Source organism: Alcaligenes sp. YSL9 (assembly GCF_030515105.1).
Taxonomy (GTDB): Bacteria; Pseudomonadota; Gammaproteobacteria; order Burkholderiales; family Burkholderiaceae_B; genus Alcaligenes; species Alcaligenes phenolicus.
Window position 1 is genome coordinate 92,267 of sequence record NZ_JALXJU010000003.1, and the last position, 14,685, is coordinate 106,951.

At 57.6% G+C, this 14,685-nt stretch carries 12 protein-coding genes and 1 pseudogene; 10 read left to right on the plus strand and 3 right to left on the minus strand.

What is annotated here, in order from left to right:
• Nucleotides 1-131 precede the first annotated feature (131 nt).
• From hutU to M2Q46_RS13145, 4 genes and pseudogenes are all read left to right on the plus strand, one after another.
• Complete coding sequence (gene hutU, locus M2Q46_RS13130; protein ID WP_302357413.1) at nt 132-1,862, plus strand: urocanate hydratase; 1,731 nt, start codon at nt 132-134, stop codon at nt 1,860-1,862.
• 18 nt (nt 1,863-1,880) lie between these two features.
• A complete protein-coding gene (gene hutH / locus M2Q46_RS13135) occupies nt 1,881-3,416 on the plus strand; it encodes a histidine ammonia-lyase (protein WP_060185493.1) in 1,536 nt (511 codons plus the stop codon).
• A 395-nt stretch (nt 3,417-3,811) separates the two neighbouring features.
• A pseudogene (locus tag M2Q46_RS13140) lies at nt 3,812-4,192 on the plus strand (type II toxin-antitoxin system RelE/ParE family toxin); the annotation flags it as partial.
• Entirely contained in the window at nt 4,179-4,481 is a 303-nt protein-coding gene (locus M2Q46_RS13145) for a DNA-binding transcriptional regulator (protein ID WP_035269706.1), read from the plus strand. The pseudogene M2Q46_RS13140 and the gene M2Q46_RS13145, both read left to right, overlap by 14 nt.
• Before the next feature lie 11 nt (nt 4,482-4,492).
• Here the strand turns inward: M2Q46_RS13145 and M2Q46_RS13150 are convergent, their stop codons facing one another.
• Genes M2Q46_RS13150 through M2Q46_RS13160 form a run of 3 tightly spaced genes read right to left on the minus strand, consistent with a single transcriptional unit; the run spans nt 4,493 to nt 7,750 of the window.
• On the minus strand, nt 4,493-5,914 hold the full coding sequence (locus tag M2Q46_RS13150; RefSeq protein WP_302357414.1) for a formimidoylglutamate deiminase: 1,422 nt from the start codon (nt 5,912-5,914) through the stop codon (nt 4,493-4,495).
• 2 nt (nt 5,915-5,916) lie between these two features.
• On the minus strand, nt 5,917-7,140 hold the full coding sequence (gene hutI / locus M2Q46_RS13155; RefSeq protein WP_302357415.1) for an imidazolonepropionase: 1,224 nt from the start codon (nt 7,138-7,140) through the stop codon (nt 5,917-5,919).
• A gap of 4 nt (nt 7,141-7,144) precedes the next feature.
• Nucleotides 7,145-7,750, minus strand: coding sequence for a HutD family protein (locus tag M2Q46_RS13160; RefSeq protein WP_302357416.1), 606 nt, complete (start codon nt 7,748-7,750; stop codon nt 7,145-7,147).
• A 295-nt stretch (nt 7,751-8,045) separates the two neighbouring features.
• Here M2Q46_RS13160 and M2Q46_RS13165 point away from each other — a divergent pair, with 295 nt between their 5' ends.
• The 6 genes from M2Q46_RS13165 to aspS all read left to right on the plus strand — a co-directional run bounded on the left by M2Q46_RS13165 (nt 8,046) and on the right by aspS (nt 14,669).
• Complete coding sequence (locus M2Q46_RS13165) at nt 8,046-9,242, plus strand: PLP-dependent aminotransferase family protein (protein ID WP_115634570.1); 1,197 nt, start codon at nt 8,046-8,048, stop codon at nt 9,240-9,242.
• A gap of 210 nt (nt 9,243-9,452) precedes the next feature.
• Nucleotides 9,453-10,397, plus strand: a complete 945-nt coding sequence (gene ubiA / locus M2Q46_RS13170) for a 4-hydroxybenzoate octaprenyltransferase (RefSeq protein ID WP_302357418.1) — start codon at nt 9,453-9,455, stop codon at nt 10,395-10,397.
• Nucleotides 10,398-10,440: 43 nt separating this feature from the next.
• Nucleotides 10,441-11,700, plus strand: coding sequence for a putative Na+/H+ antiporter (locus M2Q46_RS13175; RefSeq protein WP_302357419.1), 1,260 nt, complete (start codon nt 10,441-10,443; stop codon nt 11,698-11,700).
• A 204-nt stretch (nt 11,701-11,904) separates the two neighbouring features.
• The gene (locus tag M2Q46_RS13180; protein WP_083054982.1) at nt 11,905-12,168 is read left to right on the plus strand and encodes an FmdB family zinc ribbon protein; all 264 of its coding nucleotides are present in this window, start codon (nt 11,905-11,907) and stop codon (nt 12,166-12,168) included.
• An 11-nt stretch (nt 12,169-12,179) separates the two neighbouring features.
• Nucleotides 12,180-12,839 carry a DUF502 domain-containing protein gene (locus tag M2Q46_RS13185; RefSeq protein WP_083054980.1) on the plus strand — a complete coding sequence of 220 codons (660 nt, stop codon included), beginning with the start codon at nt 12,180-12,182 and terminating at the stop codon, nt 12,837-12,839.
• 42 nt (nt 12,840-12,881) lie between these two features.
• Nucleotides 12,882-14,669, plus strand: a complete 1,788-nt coding sequence (gene aspS, locus M2Q46_RS13190; RefSeq protein WP_009457464.1) for an aspartate--tRNA ligase — start codon at nt 12,882-12,884, stop codon at nt 14,667-14,669.
• Nucleotides 14,670-14,685: the final 16 nt, after the last annotated feature.

The window sequence follows — 14,685 nt, forward strand, 5'->3', positions numbered from 1 at the left end:
AACTTGGAAAAATGACTATACATTGGCATGAGCTTACAAGAAAACCGTTGTTTTGTCGGCGCCAGAACCTGCCCTTCGGGTGTGGAAACAGCCTGCCAGATAGAACCAGCGCGTATCCAGAGACACCTCAGATGGAGGACATCACCATGCCTGATCATCACACTTTGGCGGCCAGCCACGATCCTCGCTTCGATCCTGCGCGGCAGATTCATGCCCCTACGGGTACCCAGCTCAGCTGCAAGAACTGGGTGGCGGAAGCTGCGTACCGCATGATTCAGAACAACCTGGACCCGGCCGTGGCCGAGAACCCCCAGCATCTGGTGGTGTACGGCGGCATCGGGCGTGCAGCCCGGAACTGGGAATGCTATGACCAGATTCTGGCCAGCCTGCGCCAGTTGGAGGATGACCAGACCTTGCTGATTCAGTCCGGCAAGCCGGTGGGTGTATTCCGTACTCATAGCGATGCGCCGCGTGTGCTGCTGGCCAACTCGAATCTGGTGCCCAAATGGGCTACCTGGGAGAAGTTTCACGAGCTGGATCAGGCCGGTTTGTTCATGTATGGGCAGATGACGGCGGGTAGCTGGATCTACATTGGTAGCCAGGGCATTGTGCAAGGCACGTACGAGACTTTTGCTGAAGCAGGTCGTCAGCATTTTGGTGGTTCGCTGGCCGGGCGCTGGATTCTGACTGCTGGTCTGGGCGGCATGGGCGGCGCACAGCCTTTGGCGGCGACTTTTGCCGGGGCGGTATCGCTGACGATTGAATGCAAGCAAAGCAGTATCGACTTCCGTTTGCAGACCCGTTATCTGGATAAACAGGCGCGGGATCTGGATCATGCGCTGGAGTTGATTGCCCAACACACGGCCGCCAAGGAAGCGGTGTCGATTGGCTTGCTGGGTAATGCTGCCGATGTACTGCCTGAACTGGTGCGACGTGCCCAAGCGGGTGGTTTGAAACCTGATCTGGTGACGGACCAGACCTCTGCCCACGATCTGCTCAATGGCTATTTGCCGTCAGGCTGGACGGTGGAACAGTGGCAGGCGGCGCAGAAAGACCCGGCCCAACACGTCCGCATTCAACAAGCGGCTGCCAAGTCTTGCGCAGTTCATGTACAAGCCATGCTGGATTTCCAGAAAATGGGTATTCCGGTTGTGGACTACGGCAATAACATTCGCCAAGTTGCGTTTGATGAAGGCGTGGTTAATGCCTTCGATTTCCCTGGCTTTGTGCCTGCCTACATTCGCCCCTTGTTTTGCGAGGGCAAAGGCCCGTTCCGTTGGGTGGCCTTGTCGGGCGACCCGGAGGACATCTACAAAACCGATCAAAAAATCAAAGAGCTGTTCCCCGACAATCAGCACGTGCATCGCTGGCTGGACATGGCGCAGGCGCGCATTGCTTTCCAGGGCTTGCCGGCACGCATTTGCTGGTTGGGTCTGGGCGAGCGTCATCGTGCCGGTTTGGCCTTTAACGAGATGGTGCGCAAGGGCGAGCTGAAAGCGCCCATTGTGATTGGCCGCGACCACTTGGATACAGGCTCGGTGGCCAGCCCCAACCGCGAAACTGAAAGCATGCGTGATGGCACGGATGCCGTGTCGGACTGGCCTTTGTTGAATGCCTTGTTGAATACCGCCGGCGGGGCCAGCTGGGTTTCGCTGCACCACGGGGGCGGGGTGGGCATGGGCTACAGCCAGCATGCTGGCATGGTGATTGTGGCCGACGGTAGTGAGCAGGCTGCGGCCCGTCTGGAGCGGGTCTTGATTAACGATTGCGCCAGTGGTGTGATGCGTCATGCGGATGCAGGCTACGAGCTGGCGATTCAAACGGCCAAGAATTTCGGGCTGACATTGCCCATGATCAAGTAAGAAAAACAGGACAGATAAATGAGCAAGAGTATCGAGCTTTCTCCCGGCGCACTGACTTTGGCACAGCTGCGCCAAATCTGGCAGGAACCGACTGTTCTGACTCTGCCACCAGAGGCGATCGGGGCCATGGATGCGTCCTCGGCCATTGTGGCCAAGATCATCCGGGAAGGTAATCCGGCTTATGGCATCAATACCGGCTTTGGCAAGCTGGCTCAGCAACGCATTCCCGACCACGATCTGGAGCAACTGCAAAAGAACCTGATTCTGTCGCACTCCGTGGGGGTGGGCGAGCCGGTGTCCGATGCAGTGGCCCGCTTGATCATGGCCATGAAAATTGCCAGCTTGGCACGGGGCTTTTCGGGCATACGTTCGCATGTGGTTACAACCTTGCTGGATATTCTGAATGCGGGCGTGGTGCCTTTCATCCCGTCCAAGGGTTCGGTGGGGGCATCGGGTGATCTGGCGCCCTTGTCGCACATGACCTTGACGCTGATCGGGGAAGGACAGGCCAAGTGGCAGGGCGAATGGATGCCAGCCCAGCAGGCTTTGGCCAAGGCGGGTATCACTCCCATTGTGCTGGCTGCCAAGGAGGGGCTGGCGCTGATCAATGGTACGCAAGTATCTACGGCCCTGGCCCTGAACGGCCTGTTCCGCACCCAGACCTTGTTCCGTAATGCGATTCTGGCCGGTGCCTTGAGCGTGGACGCCGCCAAAGGCAGTGATGCGCCTTTTGATGCGCGCATCCATGAGGTGCGTGGACAGCCGGGGCAAATATATGCGGCTCGCCTGTACCGGGAGCTGCTGGCTGGCAGCCAGATTCGTCAGTCGCATCGCGACAATGACAACAAGGTGCAGGATCCTTATAGCTTGCGCTGTCAGCCCCAGGTCATGGGTGCGATTCAGGATCTGATCACGCAGAACGAACGAAGCCTGCTGACGGAAGCCAATGCTGTTACGGATAACCCGCTGGTGTTTCCCGGCAAGAATGGCGAACCGGATCAGGTGATTTCCGGAGGCAATTTCCACGCCGAGCCGGTGGCGTTCGCTGCCGATGGCTTGGCTCTGGCGATTGCTGAAATTGGTGCCTTGGCAGAGCGTCGAGTCGCGTTGTTGATTGATGCCAGCATCTCTGGCTTGCCACCGTTCCTGGTGCCTTCTGCGGGTTTGAATTCGGGCTTCATGATTGCCCATGTGACCGCGGCGGCTCTGGCTTCGGAAAACAAGTCGCTGGCACATCCTGCCAGTGTGGATAGTCTGCCTACTTCGGCTAATCAGGAAGACCACGTCAGCATGGCAACCTTTGCAGCGCGCCGTCTGGAAGACATGGCACAGAACACGGCTGCGATTGTGGCAATTGAATTGCTGTGCGCGGCACAAGGCATTGATTTTCATGCGCCCTTGCTGACTTCCGAGCGTTTGAAAAAGGTGCAAGACGCGATTCGCCAGGCCGTGCCTTTTTACGATCAGGACCGTTACTTGGCTCCCGATATCGAGGCCCTGAAAGCCTTGGTGCTGGATGAGAGCCTGGCGGCGACGGCGGCTGATCTTTTTTAGTTTTCATGAAGTACTGCTGATTGTTTTTGTCTCCACGAACTTGTCCCTGGCATGGGTCCCCACGCCAGGGATTTTTTTGCTTCACGGCGACCCAGCATTGCATTTCTCTGGACTACGCCCTGCTGACATAAGTCCACGGTGAACACGACGGCTGCTGCGTCCCCTACGTAGGCAGGCACGGTATCTGCTATCGAGCGACGGCCTGTATTGCCAACTGAGGCGTGCCAATCAAGATGGATATAAAGCTCACAAGTCACATGGCTGTGGCGATGTGCATGCGCTATGTTCACAAGGAGGATAAGCCCGCGTGGGATGGGCGAGCGGATGGCGAATTGGCTACTCCACGACGAGAGATTGATAAGTGTGCCCGATACGGGTATAGTTTGGAGGTCGATATGACGCGCGTTCTCAAGCGCAAAGACTTTGCGCGATGGCAGGCGGCCGAGAAGCTGCCTGATATTGCCTTGTGCAAGGCAGTTCAGGAGATGGAAAGCGGTCTGATCGATGTGGACTTGGGGGGCGCCTTATACAAGAAGCGGGTAGCTCGCCCTGGTGGTGGCAAAAGCGGCGGCTATCGCAGCTTGCTTTCGGCCAGAATAGGTAGCCGTTATGTGTTCCTGCATGGGTTCTCCAAGAGCGACAAGGGGAACATCACGCCGGATGAGAAGAAAGCGCTGCAATTTGTAGGGAAGGTGTTCCTGGGCTTGTCGCCTGAAGCCTTGTTGAATGCATTGCAGGCTGACGTGTTATTGGAGGTGAATTGTGAGCAAGATCATCGAATCGCTACGCGGCGACCTGGCGGCGCTTCAGGAGGCAGGAGCGATCGGCAAGGTGACGATGCGCGAGTTTGACGCAATTTGTCCACCGCCAGTTCGGGAGTTCGATGCGGCCGACATCAAACGGCTGCGAGAAGGCTTGAAGTTCAGCCAGCCGGTATTTGCGCTTTATTTGCATACTACGGCATCGACCATACGCAAGTGGGAGCAAGGTGAAACCCATCCCACTGGCCCGGCACTCAAGCTGCTGAATATCATTGCCGACAAGGGCTTACAGGCCATCATTTGATTTTTTTGTACCTAAGCCTTGTTCAGTAGACTGCTCAATGTTTTTTTATAAGCCGCAAATGCCGCCTCTTCCTGATGATGATGGCCGTCTGTCACACAGGCCTTACCACTGACGAATACATCACGAATCGGGTTGGCGTGGGCGCGTTCGGAAAAGACCAGAGCCGACAGCCAATGCTGCTTATCCAGCCCCGCCAGACTGGGGTGCTCCAGGTCAATCACCATTAAATCTGCCTGATGACCGGGGCTTAGTTGCCCGCTGGCTCGACCGGACGCCTGTGCGCCACCACGTGCGCAGGTGTCAAACAAGTAGTCCGCGACGAAAGGTTGTTGGGACGAAGTCAGCACATTGCGTTGCTGGCTGGTCAATCGTTGACCATATTCCAGCAAGCGCAGTTCGGCGCGCCAGTCTACGCAGATATGGCTGTCTGAACCTAGGCCCATACGTCCTTGCTCCGCCAGAAAGGCGGCAGCAGGGAACAGGCCATCACCCAGATTCGCCTCGGTGCTTGGGCACAAGCCTGCTACGGCACCGCTGCGGGCAATTTGCTTGCGCTCCTGCTCGTCAATATGAGTGGCGTGGACCAGGCACCAGCGTTCGTCCACATTGAAGTTGTCATAGAGATAGGCCACCGGACTGCTGCCTTTGATGTCCCGGCAGGCCAGCACTTCGGCTATCTGCTCGGCAATGTGGATGTGAATCGGGTGGCGTGACGGCAGGCTGTGCAGGCCGTCGATCAAGGTACTGATGGAGCCGACGTTGGCGGCGCGCAGGGAGTGGGGTGCAACTCCGTAACGCCGGTCAGCACTCAAGGGGTGGCTGTTGTGCAGAGACTCCAGCAGGTACAGCAACTGTGTAGGGCTATTCAGAAAGCGCTGTTGATCCTGACGCGGCGCCTTGCTACCGAAATCGCTGTACTGGTACAGCACAGGCAGCATGGTAATGGCCAGACCGCTGGCGCTGGCCGCTTCCATGACGCCTTGGGCCAGCAGGCCTATGGGCGTGTAATTCTGACCGTCGCGCTGGTGATGCAGATAATGGAACTCGCACACGCTGGTGTAGCCTGCTTTCAGCATCTGTATATAGAGCCATTGAGCAATGGCCTGCATGTGCTCGGGCTCCAGGCGGGCAGCGAAGCGGTACATCAGGTCGCGCCAGCTCCAGAAGCTGTCCTGGCCTTGCCCCCGGAATTCAGTCAGCCCGGCCATGGCACTTTGAAAAGCATGTGAATGCAGATTGGGCATGCCCGGCAGTACGGCACCTTGCGCTGTGTGGACGGAACCCGCCGCGTCTATGGCCTGCTGACTGGCTTCGGGCAGAACGTCTGTCAGTGTGCCGTCCTGGTCCCAGCGCAGCAGTACATTCGCTTGCCACTGGCCGTCCAGATAGGCCCAAGGGGCCCAGAGCGCTTCATGTTTTCGTAGGATGCTCATGATCATTCCTTGCGCAGGTCACGGCTGATTGTGCCTTGGTATACGACCAGGGCGCAGCGTGGCAGGCCCAGCCAGTAGACCAGCTCGGGCAGGGAGTCTATGTCCCAGGCGACAAAGTCGGCACGGGCCCCGATGCTGAGTTCACCGTTGATGTCGGGGGCACCCAAGGCCTGAGCAGCATGGCGGGTGACACCTGCCAGGGCTTCGGGGACAGTCAGTCTGAAAAGCGTGCTGCCCATGTTCAGTATCAGTAATAGGGATGCACAGGGGGAGGTGCCAGGGTTGCTGTCAGTGGACAGGGCCATCGGTACGCCGTGTTTGCGCAGCAGTTCAATCGGGGGTAACTGGGTTTCGCGTAGAAAGTAGTAGGCTCCGGGCAGCAGCACGGCCACGGTTCCGGCTTTTTTCATGGCAATGACGCCTGCTTCATCCAGATATTCCAGATGGTCGGTGGACAGGGCCTGGTAGCGGGTCGCCATTTCCGTGCCGCCCAGATTGGAGAGCTGCTCGGCGTGCATTTTGACGGGCAAGCCCAGCGCTTGGGCCGCTTTCAGAACGCGTTCGGACTGCTTCAGGTCGAAGGCAATACGCTCGCAAAAGACGTCAACCGCGTCGATCAGTCCTTCTTGTGCCAGAGTGGGCAGCATTTGATCACAGACCAGATCCAGGTAGGCATCGGTTTGCCCGGCAAATTCAGGGGGCAGGGCATGGGCACCTAAAAAGGTGGTGCGCACCGTGACCGGGCGCAGCTCGCCCAGACGGCGGGCGACACGCAGCATTTTGCGCTCGCTCTCCAGATTCAGACCGTAGCCGGATTTGATTTCAATCGCGGTGACGCCTTCGTCCAGCAAGGCATCCAGTCGGCGCAGGGCTTGGGCCAGCAGTTGGTCCTCGCTCAGGGAGCGCGTCGCTTTGACGGAGGACACAATGCCGCCACCCTGACGGGCGATTTCTTCATAGGAGGCCCCTGCCAGCCGCAAGGCAAATTCCTGGGCGCGGTTGTCGCCGTAGACCAGATGAGTGTGGCAGTCGATCAGCCCGGGGGTGACCCAGCGGTTTCCCAGCTTGTGTTCTTGAGTGGCGTCTTGCCACTGCGTAGGCAGGTCATGACGTGGGCCCATCCAGGCGATACGGTCCGCCTGTACAACCAGGCAGGCATCTTCGATGACGTACTCGGGGTCGGCGGTGGGGGCCAGGCGTAAATCGGTCCAAAGTGTGTAGCTCATCATTTCATTCCGTGGGAGCGATATAGGCGTAGACCAGCGGGGCATCAGCATGATCGGCCTGCAGTTGCAGGGACAAGGGGGCGGGTGTGCTGCCTGTCAGGGCTTGCCCGGCGCCCAGGGTCCAGCTGTGTGTGTCGGCCTGGAGTTGATAGCCGCCTTGCGGTGCGAACAGAAAATGCGTACCAGCGGCCAATTTCATGGAGTCGCTTCGTCCTTGCCATGCGTGCAAGCTGCCTTGGGCCCGGCCCCGACGCAGCATCAGGTTCAAGTCCTGTGTCGGACCGAGTGGTAACAAACAGGCCATCTTGTCCTCGCCAGCGAAGGCGTATGGCTGGAATGGATGCAGCACATGGACGTGTTGGTCGTGAATCAGCTGCATGTTGTCGCCCTCGATCAACATGATGTGTCGGTCTATGCCGGGGAAACGGGAAAAATCGCCGGAGGTCTGGACCTGGGCCAGGCTGATGCGCCAGTCAAAGTGTTCATAGTCGGCATGTTCGGGATGGCACAGCACCTCGCGCGTGGTGCCGCCACCGTTTTTCCAGGGCTGCGCGGGCAGGCTGCTGATGTTTAGCAGGCGAAGCAAAGTGGCAGGGTGGGGCTGGCTCATGGTGGCATGGCTCCGGGCGGATTTTCAATTGTATATACAATAGCTGAGTATAGACAAAGCGCGACGATCGTCTTGAAGGGCAGGCTGTTTTTTCAGGGTAAATCCCGAGCACAAACCCTTGAGCTACTTGCGCTGCAAGCCGCTTGGTGGCAAGGTATACGCTAATAAACCCGAGTCATAATTCATTCAAAGGTGCAGGATGCCTGGTTTTTTCGGCATCCTGCGTTATTTATTGCAAGCTAGAAAGTTTGCATATGAAGTATTTAATCGTTCTTCTTCAGGACTTCCCCGAATCATGGATACCCTCTCGCAGTCTTTTACCTTTTCCCAACGTGCCCAGAAACTGAGTGGCTCCGCAATTCGTGAAATTCTCAAGGTCACTGCGCGTCCCGAGATTATTTCCTTTGCGGGCGGTCTGCCCACTCCAGTCGGCTTTCCTGTCGAGGAAATGCAAAGCGCGTTCAACAAGGTACTGAGCGAGCAGGGCCGTGTGGCGCTGCAATACACCACGACGGAAGGCTATCTGCCCCTGCGCAAATGGTTGGCAGAGCAAATGAGCGCCGAAGGTGCTCCTGTAGACGCCGACGAAATCCTGCTGGTGAACGGTTCGCAGCAAGCCCTGGACATGCTGGGCAAGCTGTTCATTGATGAAGGCAGCAAGGTGCTGGTGGAGTCGCCTACTTATCTGGGCGCTTTGCAGGCTCTGTCTGTGTACGATCCTTCGTTCGTGGCTATTCCTACCGATGGCCAGGGCATGATCCCCGAGTACGTGTCGGCTCCTGAAGCCATGGGTGCCCGTCTGTTGTACGCGTTGCCCAACTTCCAGAACCCCACCGGCCTGCGCCTGCCTCTGGAACGCCGTCAGGACCTGGTAGAGCGATGTGCGGCTGCGCATATCCCGATCGTCGAGGACGATCCCTACGGCGAACTGCGTTACGCCGGCGAGCGTCTGCCCAGCCTGCTGTCCTTGGGCCGCAAAGCCGGTGCCACCGTGATACGCCTGGGGACCTTCTCCAAAGTGCTGGCTCCTGGCCTGCGTCTGGGCTACATCGTGGCTCCCGCCAAGATCATCGACAAACTGGTGCAGATCAAGCAGGCCACGGACTTGCACACCTCCACACTGACGCAGATGGCTGTTTACGAAGCTGTCCATAACGGTTTCCTGGAAAAGCACCTGCCCAAAGTGCGCGATATTTACCAGAAACAGTGCGCCATCATGCTGGACGCCATGGACAAGAACTTCCCGACGACGGCTCAATGGACCCGTCCTGAAGGCGGCATGTTCATTTGGGTGACCTTGCCCGAGCATGTGGATGCGACGGTCCTGCTGCAAAAAGCCATTGAGAACCTGGTGGCCTTTGTTCCGGGCGAACCTTTCTACGCCGGCAAGGACGTCAAGCGCAACACCCTGCGCCTGAGCTTTGCCACCGTGCCCGAGGAAAAAATTCGCGAAGGCATCGCCATCTTGGGTAAACTCATCAAGGAAGCCTGATCGCCGTTTGGCAGGCAAGGGACGCAGACTGATGGGTCTGCGTCTTTTCATGCGCTGGCCCGGCCAGCGCTGTGGTTTTCAGCGCCAGCCATTGCGTTTTGCCTGCTCCCAGAGCATGAACAGGTTCCTGGAATCCACCGCATACCCTCTGCCAGAGGGTATGCCTGTTTTCAGTCTATGGCTTGAGGCCTGGATTTAGGTTTTACCTCTATGACATCTCCATCCGCTTCGGAATCTTCCCCGCGTCCTGATCTGTCCGATATGCGCCCCAGCAATGACTGGGTGGCCCGCTATTTGCCAGCGTCCTGGGGGCCGTATGCCCGTTTGTGTCGGCTGGATCGGCCTGTAGGCACCTGGCTGACCCTTTTGCCCGCTCTGGCCGCTCTGGTGCAGGCAGCGGACGGTATTCCTACCCTGTGGCGTTTGGTGATCTTTTCTCTGGGCGCCTTGTTGATGCGCGGTATTGGCTGCTGCTTTAACGATATGGCGGACCGTAATTTCGACCATCAGGTTGAACGTACCCGTTTCCGGCCCTTGACCAGCGGCCAGATCACCATGCGTCAGGCGGTGATCTTCGTGCTGGCGCAAATGGCCGTGTGTGCCTTGCTGCTGCTGGCTATCAATGAGTACAGCCGTTGGCTGGCACTGGCCCTGTTCCCGATCGTGATGATTTATCCCCTGTGCAAGCGTTTTACCTACTGGCCGCAAGTGGTTCTGGGTATCTGCTTTAACTGGGGCATGTTGATGGCCTGGTCCGATACGCAGAACATGGTGCCTTTTGGCGCCATCCTGATGTGGGTGGGCGCAATTTTGTGGCAGGTGGGCTACGACTCCATCTATGCCTATATCGACATGGCTGACGATACCAAGCTGGGCCTGCACTCCACGGCTCTGCGTTTCCGCGATGCAGGCAAAACCTGGATTAGCGGTTTTTACATCGCCGCCATGGCCTGCTGGCTGGTGGGCGGTTTTCTGCTGAACGAGCGGATTTTGTATTACGTGGTGATGGCCGTCATCGGCATTCATCTGCTGTGGCAGATGCGGCAGTTTGACGTGCGCTATCCCGAACGAGGCCTGCGCCTTTTCCGTGCCAACATCTGGGTTGGTGTGTTGCTGGTGGTGGCCGCTTTGGCTGGCACGATCAGCCTGGCTTGATCTGCATTCAAGCAATTTACGTAAAGCTTTAAAGGTTTGAAGAATGGCCTCTCCTCTTGAGTATGTCGCAACGGCGCTATTTGCCATTGCCATCGTCCACACCTTCTCGGTTCCGGTATTTGCCCGCCTGGCCAATAAAGGCGGCAGCCACGCGGGGCTGTGGCACATGTTGTCCGAGGTCGAGGCCGTGTTTGGCGTCTGGGCCTGTGTGCTGGTGGCCTATATGGCCGTTTTTGTGGATTTGCAGTCCGCTATCGAGTATCTGGAAACCCGCAACTTCACCGAACCCATGTTCGTGTTCGCGATCATGGTGGTTGCTGCCAGCCGTCCGATTCTGGAACTGGTGAACAAGACGGTGTCGGTGCTGGCGCGTGCCGTGCCCGTGTCTGACAAGATTTCCACCTACTTCATCACTATTTCGGTAGTGCCTCTGGCCGGTTCCCTGATTACCGAGCCTGCTGCCATGACGTTGGCGGCGCTGCTGTTGCACAAAGCCTATTTCCGTCACCAAGGCCATGCCGGTTTCAAGTATTTGACCGTGGGCGTGCTGTTTGTGAACGTCTCTATTGGTGGCGTGCTGACTGCCTATGCAGCCCCTCCGGTCTTGATGGTGGCCAGCACCTTTGGCTGGGACACCGCCTTTATGGCGACGCATTTTGGTTGGCGTGCTGTGATGGCCGTCTTGATCAATGCCACCCTGGTCACCCTGGTTTGCCGTAAAGCCTTGATGGAAATGGGGCAGGGCATGCCTGAAACACAACAGGCACAGCGTACAGTGCCCATTACCGTCATGGCCATTCACGTGGCTTTCCTGGTGGCGATTGTGCTGGGCGCGCATCACCCCATTGTGTTCATGGCCCTGTTGATGCTGTTTATTGGCTACGCTCACTCCTACAAGCATTACCAGAACCCCTTGCTGGTGCGTGAAGGCCTGATGGTTGGCTTCTTCCTGGCCGGTCTGGTGGTCCTGGGCGGTCTGCAAAAGTGGTGGCTGCAGGATCTGCTGGGCGGCTTGTCGCCCACCGTGCTGTTCTGGGGGGCGACGGCCTTGACGGCAGTAACGGATAACGCGGCGCTGACCTATCTGGGCTCTCTGGTGGAAGGCACCTCGGATATCTGGCGCTATATGCTGGTGGCCGGTGCGGTTACGGGCGGTGGTCTGACCGTGATTGCCAACGCGCCCAACCCCGCCGGCTTCTCCATTCTGAAAGGCAGCTTCCCGGATGGTGCGATCTCGCCTCTGCGTTTGCTGCTCAGTGCCATGGTGCCAACCCTGGTCGCAGCCTGCATGTTTTTGATCTGAACCGGATGGCCGCCAGGGGCGGCCTGTCTGGCCGGGGCGAAGTTCAGTGCGATTGAACGCCAAAAGGGCTAAAATCACGGCAGAAGCGCCCCTGGGAACCCTTTGCGGTTGCTGATTGAGCGGGTCTCCGGCTTGAAATTGGCTGGTTTCGACCCTACTTATTTGTATCTCGAAGTTTGTTTCGGCTTTTTGTTAGGATGAGTCGTGCCTATCTATGCGTATAAATGCAGCTCGTGCCAATACGAAAAAGATGTGCTGCAAAAAATGTCGGACCCCGTTTTGGAGGTTTGTCCAGAATGTAACCAGCCTACCTTTACCAAACAGGTTACGGCGGCTGGCTTTCAGCTCAAGGGTACGGGCTGGTATGTAACGGATTTTCGTAACCAGGGTGGCAGCAAGCCCGCGGACAGTGGCGCTACGTCCACACCCGCGCCTGCGGCGACATCTGGTTCCTCATCGTCCAGCTAACACCACTTCTTATGCGCCCCTTCAAGCGTTATTTCGTCACTGGCCTGCTCATCTGGGTGCCCTTGGTCATCACCGTTTGGGTGATGACTTTGCTGATCGAAACGCTGGAGAGCGTAGTGCCGGAGTTTCTGTCTTCGCAGGCCCTGTTCGGCCTGCGGATTCCCGGCTTTAGAATTGTGCTGGTGCTGGCCGTCTTGTTTGGCACGGGTTTGCTGGCGGCCAATTATCTGGGCCGTGCAGTCGTGGATCGTTGGGAATTGCTACTTGGGCGTATTCCTTTGGTGCGTTCCATTTATAATTCCGTCAAACAAGTCAGTGATACGGTGTTGGCACCCGATGGTCAGGCGTTTCGCGAGGCCGTTCTGGTGCAGTATCCCAGGGCCGGTTCCTGGACCATTGCCTTTTTGACCGGCACGCCGGGCGGACAAGTGGCGCAGATACTGGGAGAGGACTTTGTCAGCGTCTACGTGCCCACCACGCCCAACCCGACTTCCGGTTTTTTCCTGATGATGCCTCGGGCGGATGTACACAAGCTCGACATGACAGTGGATGCGGCGCTTAAATACATCGTATCCATGGGAGTGGTCAGCCCTACCGAGCCGATCGCTTTGCCCCCTGTTTCTGACCAGCCGGAGGGTCCCGAAGGGACACCCCCCTTGGCTGGAACCTGAATTTTCCAATTTGCAGTTTTTACTATTTCGGAGTCATCCTAGATGCGTACGTGTTATACCGGCGAGGTTTCCAAAGAATACCTGGGCCAGACGGTCAATTTGTTTGGCTGGGTACATCGTCGCCGCGACCACGGGGGTGTGATTTTCATTGATCTGCGCGACCGTGAGGGTCTGGCGCAGGTTGTCGTCAACCCTGACAACGTGCAGGCCTTTGAAGTGGCCGAACGTATCCGTAATGAGTACTGCCTGCGCATTACTGGCCGCGTTCAGGCTCGTCCTGAAGGCACCGTCAACCCGGATCTGCGCTCGGGCGAGATCGAAATCGTTTGCGACGAAATCGAGATCCTGAACGCTTCGGTCACGCCTGCCTTCCAGCTGGATGATGACAATCTGTCCGAAACCACGCGTCTGACGCACCGTGTGCTGGATTTGCGCCGTCCGCAGATGCAGAACAACCTGATGCTGCGCTACAAAGTGGCCATGCAGTCCCGTCGCTATCTGGACGACCTGGGTTTCATCGATATTGAAACCCCCATGTTGACCAAGAGCACCCCTGAAGGCGCTCGCGACTACCTGGTTCCTTCACGTGTGAACGCAGGCGAATTCTTTGCACTGCCCCAGTCGCCCCAGCTGTTCAAGCAGATGCTGATGGTGTCGGGCTTTGACCGTTACTACCAGATCACCAAGTGCTTCCGCGACGAAGACTTGCGTGCTGACCGCCAGCCTGAATTTACCCAGATCGACTGCGAAACCTCTTTCCTGAACGAAGAGCAGATTCGCGATATTTTTGAAGGCATGGTCACGCACATTTTCCGCACTGTGCAAAACGTGGAACTGCCCAAGTTCCCCACCATGAGCTGGACTGAGGCCATGCAGCGCTACGGTTCGGACAAGCCTGACCTGCGCGTCAAGCTGGAGTTCGTGGACGTGGCTGACCTGATGCGTGAAGTGGACTTCAAGGTCTTCTCCGCACCGGCCAACGACCCCTCCTGCCGCGTGGTTGCTCTGCGCATTCCTGGTGGTGGCGCCATGCCACGTAGCGAAATCGACGCATACACCAAGTTCGTCGGCATCTACGGTGCCAAGGGTCTGGCTTACATCAAGGTCAACGATGTGACCTCGATCCCTGAGGGTCTGCAGTCGCCTATCGTCAAGAACATCAATGTTGAGGTTCTGAAACAGGTGATGGAGCGCACGGGCGCCCAGAACGGCGACCTGATCTTCTTTGGTGCTGACAAGGCCAAGATCGTGAACGATGCGATTGGTGCCCTGCGTATCAAGATCGGTCACAGCGAATTCGGTAAGGCGAACGGTCTGGTTGAAGAAGGTTGGAAACCCCTGTGGGTGGTGGACTTCCCCATGTTCGAATACGACGAGGGCGAAAACCGCTACTTTGCAGCTCACCACCCCTTCACCAGCCCCAAAGACGGCCACGAGGACCTGCTGGAAACAGATCCCGGCAAGGCCTTTGCCAAGGCTTACGACATGGTGCTGAACGGTTGGGAAGTGGGTGGCGGCTCGGTCCGTATCCACCGTGCTGACGTTCAAAGTAAAGTGTTCAATGCCTTGAAGATCGGCCCTGAAGAAGCACAACTGAAGTTCGGCTTCCTGCTGGATGCGCTGCAATACGGCGCGCCTCCACACGGTGGTCTGGCTATGGGTCTGGATCGTCTGGTCACCCTGATGGCCGGTGCCGATTCGATCCGTGACGTGATTGCTTTCCCCAAGACACAGCGTGCTCAGTGTCTGCTCACCCAGGCCCCATCGGCTGTGGACGAGCAGCAACTGCGCGAGTTGCACATTCGTCTGCGGGCTGTTGAAAACAAGTAAGTCAGAACGGGGGACG

What these genes read in the sequence shown, in the direction of transcription:
- hutI (WP_302357415.1), bottom strand. Translation starts at nt 7,140, where the DNA reads ATGAGCTACACACTTTGGACCGATTTACGCCTGGCCCCCACCGCCGAC.
- M2Q46_RS13160 (WP_302357416.1), bottom strand. Translation starts at nt 7,750, where the DNA reads ATGAGCCAGCCCCACCCTGCCACTTTGCTTCGCCTGCTAAACATCAGC.
- aspS (WP_009457464.1), top strand. Translation starts at nt 12,882, where the DNA reads ATGCGTACGTGTTATACCGGCGAGGTTTCCAAAGAATACCTGGGCCAG.
- ubiA (WP_302357418.1), top strand. Translation starts at nt 9,453, where the DNA reads ATGACATCTCCATCCGCTTCGGAATCTTCCCCGCGTCCTGATCTGTCC.
- M2Q46_RS13175 (WP_302357419.1), top strand. Translation starts at nt 10,441, where the DNA reads ATGGCCTCTCCTCTTGAGTATGTCGCAACGGCGCTATTTGCCATTGCC.
- hutH (WP_060185493.1), top strand. Translation starts at nt 1,881, where the DNA reads ATGAGCAAGAGTATCGAGCTTTCTCCCGGCGCACTGACTTTGGCACAG.
- M2Q46_RS13150 (WP_302357414.1), bottom strand. Translation starts at nt 5,914, where the DNA reads ATGAGCATCCTACGAAAACATGAAGCGCTCTGGGCCCCTTGGGCCTAT.
- M2Q46_RS13185 (WP_083054980.1), top strand. Translation starts at nt 12,180, where the DNA reads ATGCGCCCCTTCAAGCGTTATTTCGTCACTGGCCTGCTCATCTGGGTG.
- M2Q46_RS13165 (WP_115634570.1), top strand. Translation starts at nt 8,046, where the DNA reads ATGGATACCCTCTCGCAGTCTTTTACCTTTTCCCAACGTGCCCAGAAA.
- hutU (WP_302357413.1), top strand. Translation starts at nt 132, where the DNA reads ATGGAGGACATCACCATGCCTGATCATCACACTTTGGCGGCCAGCCAC.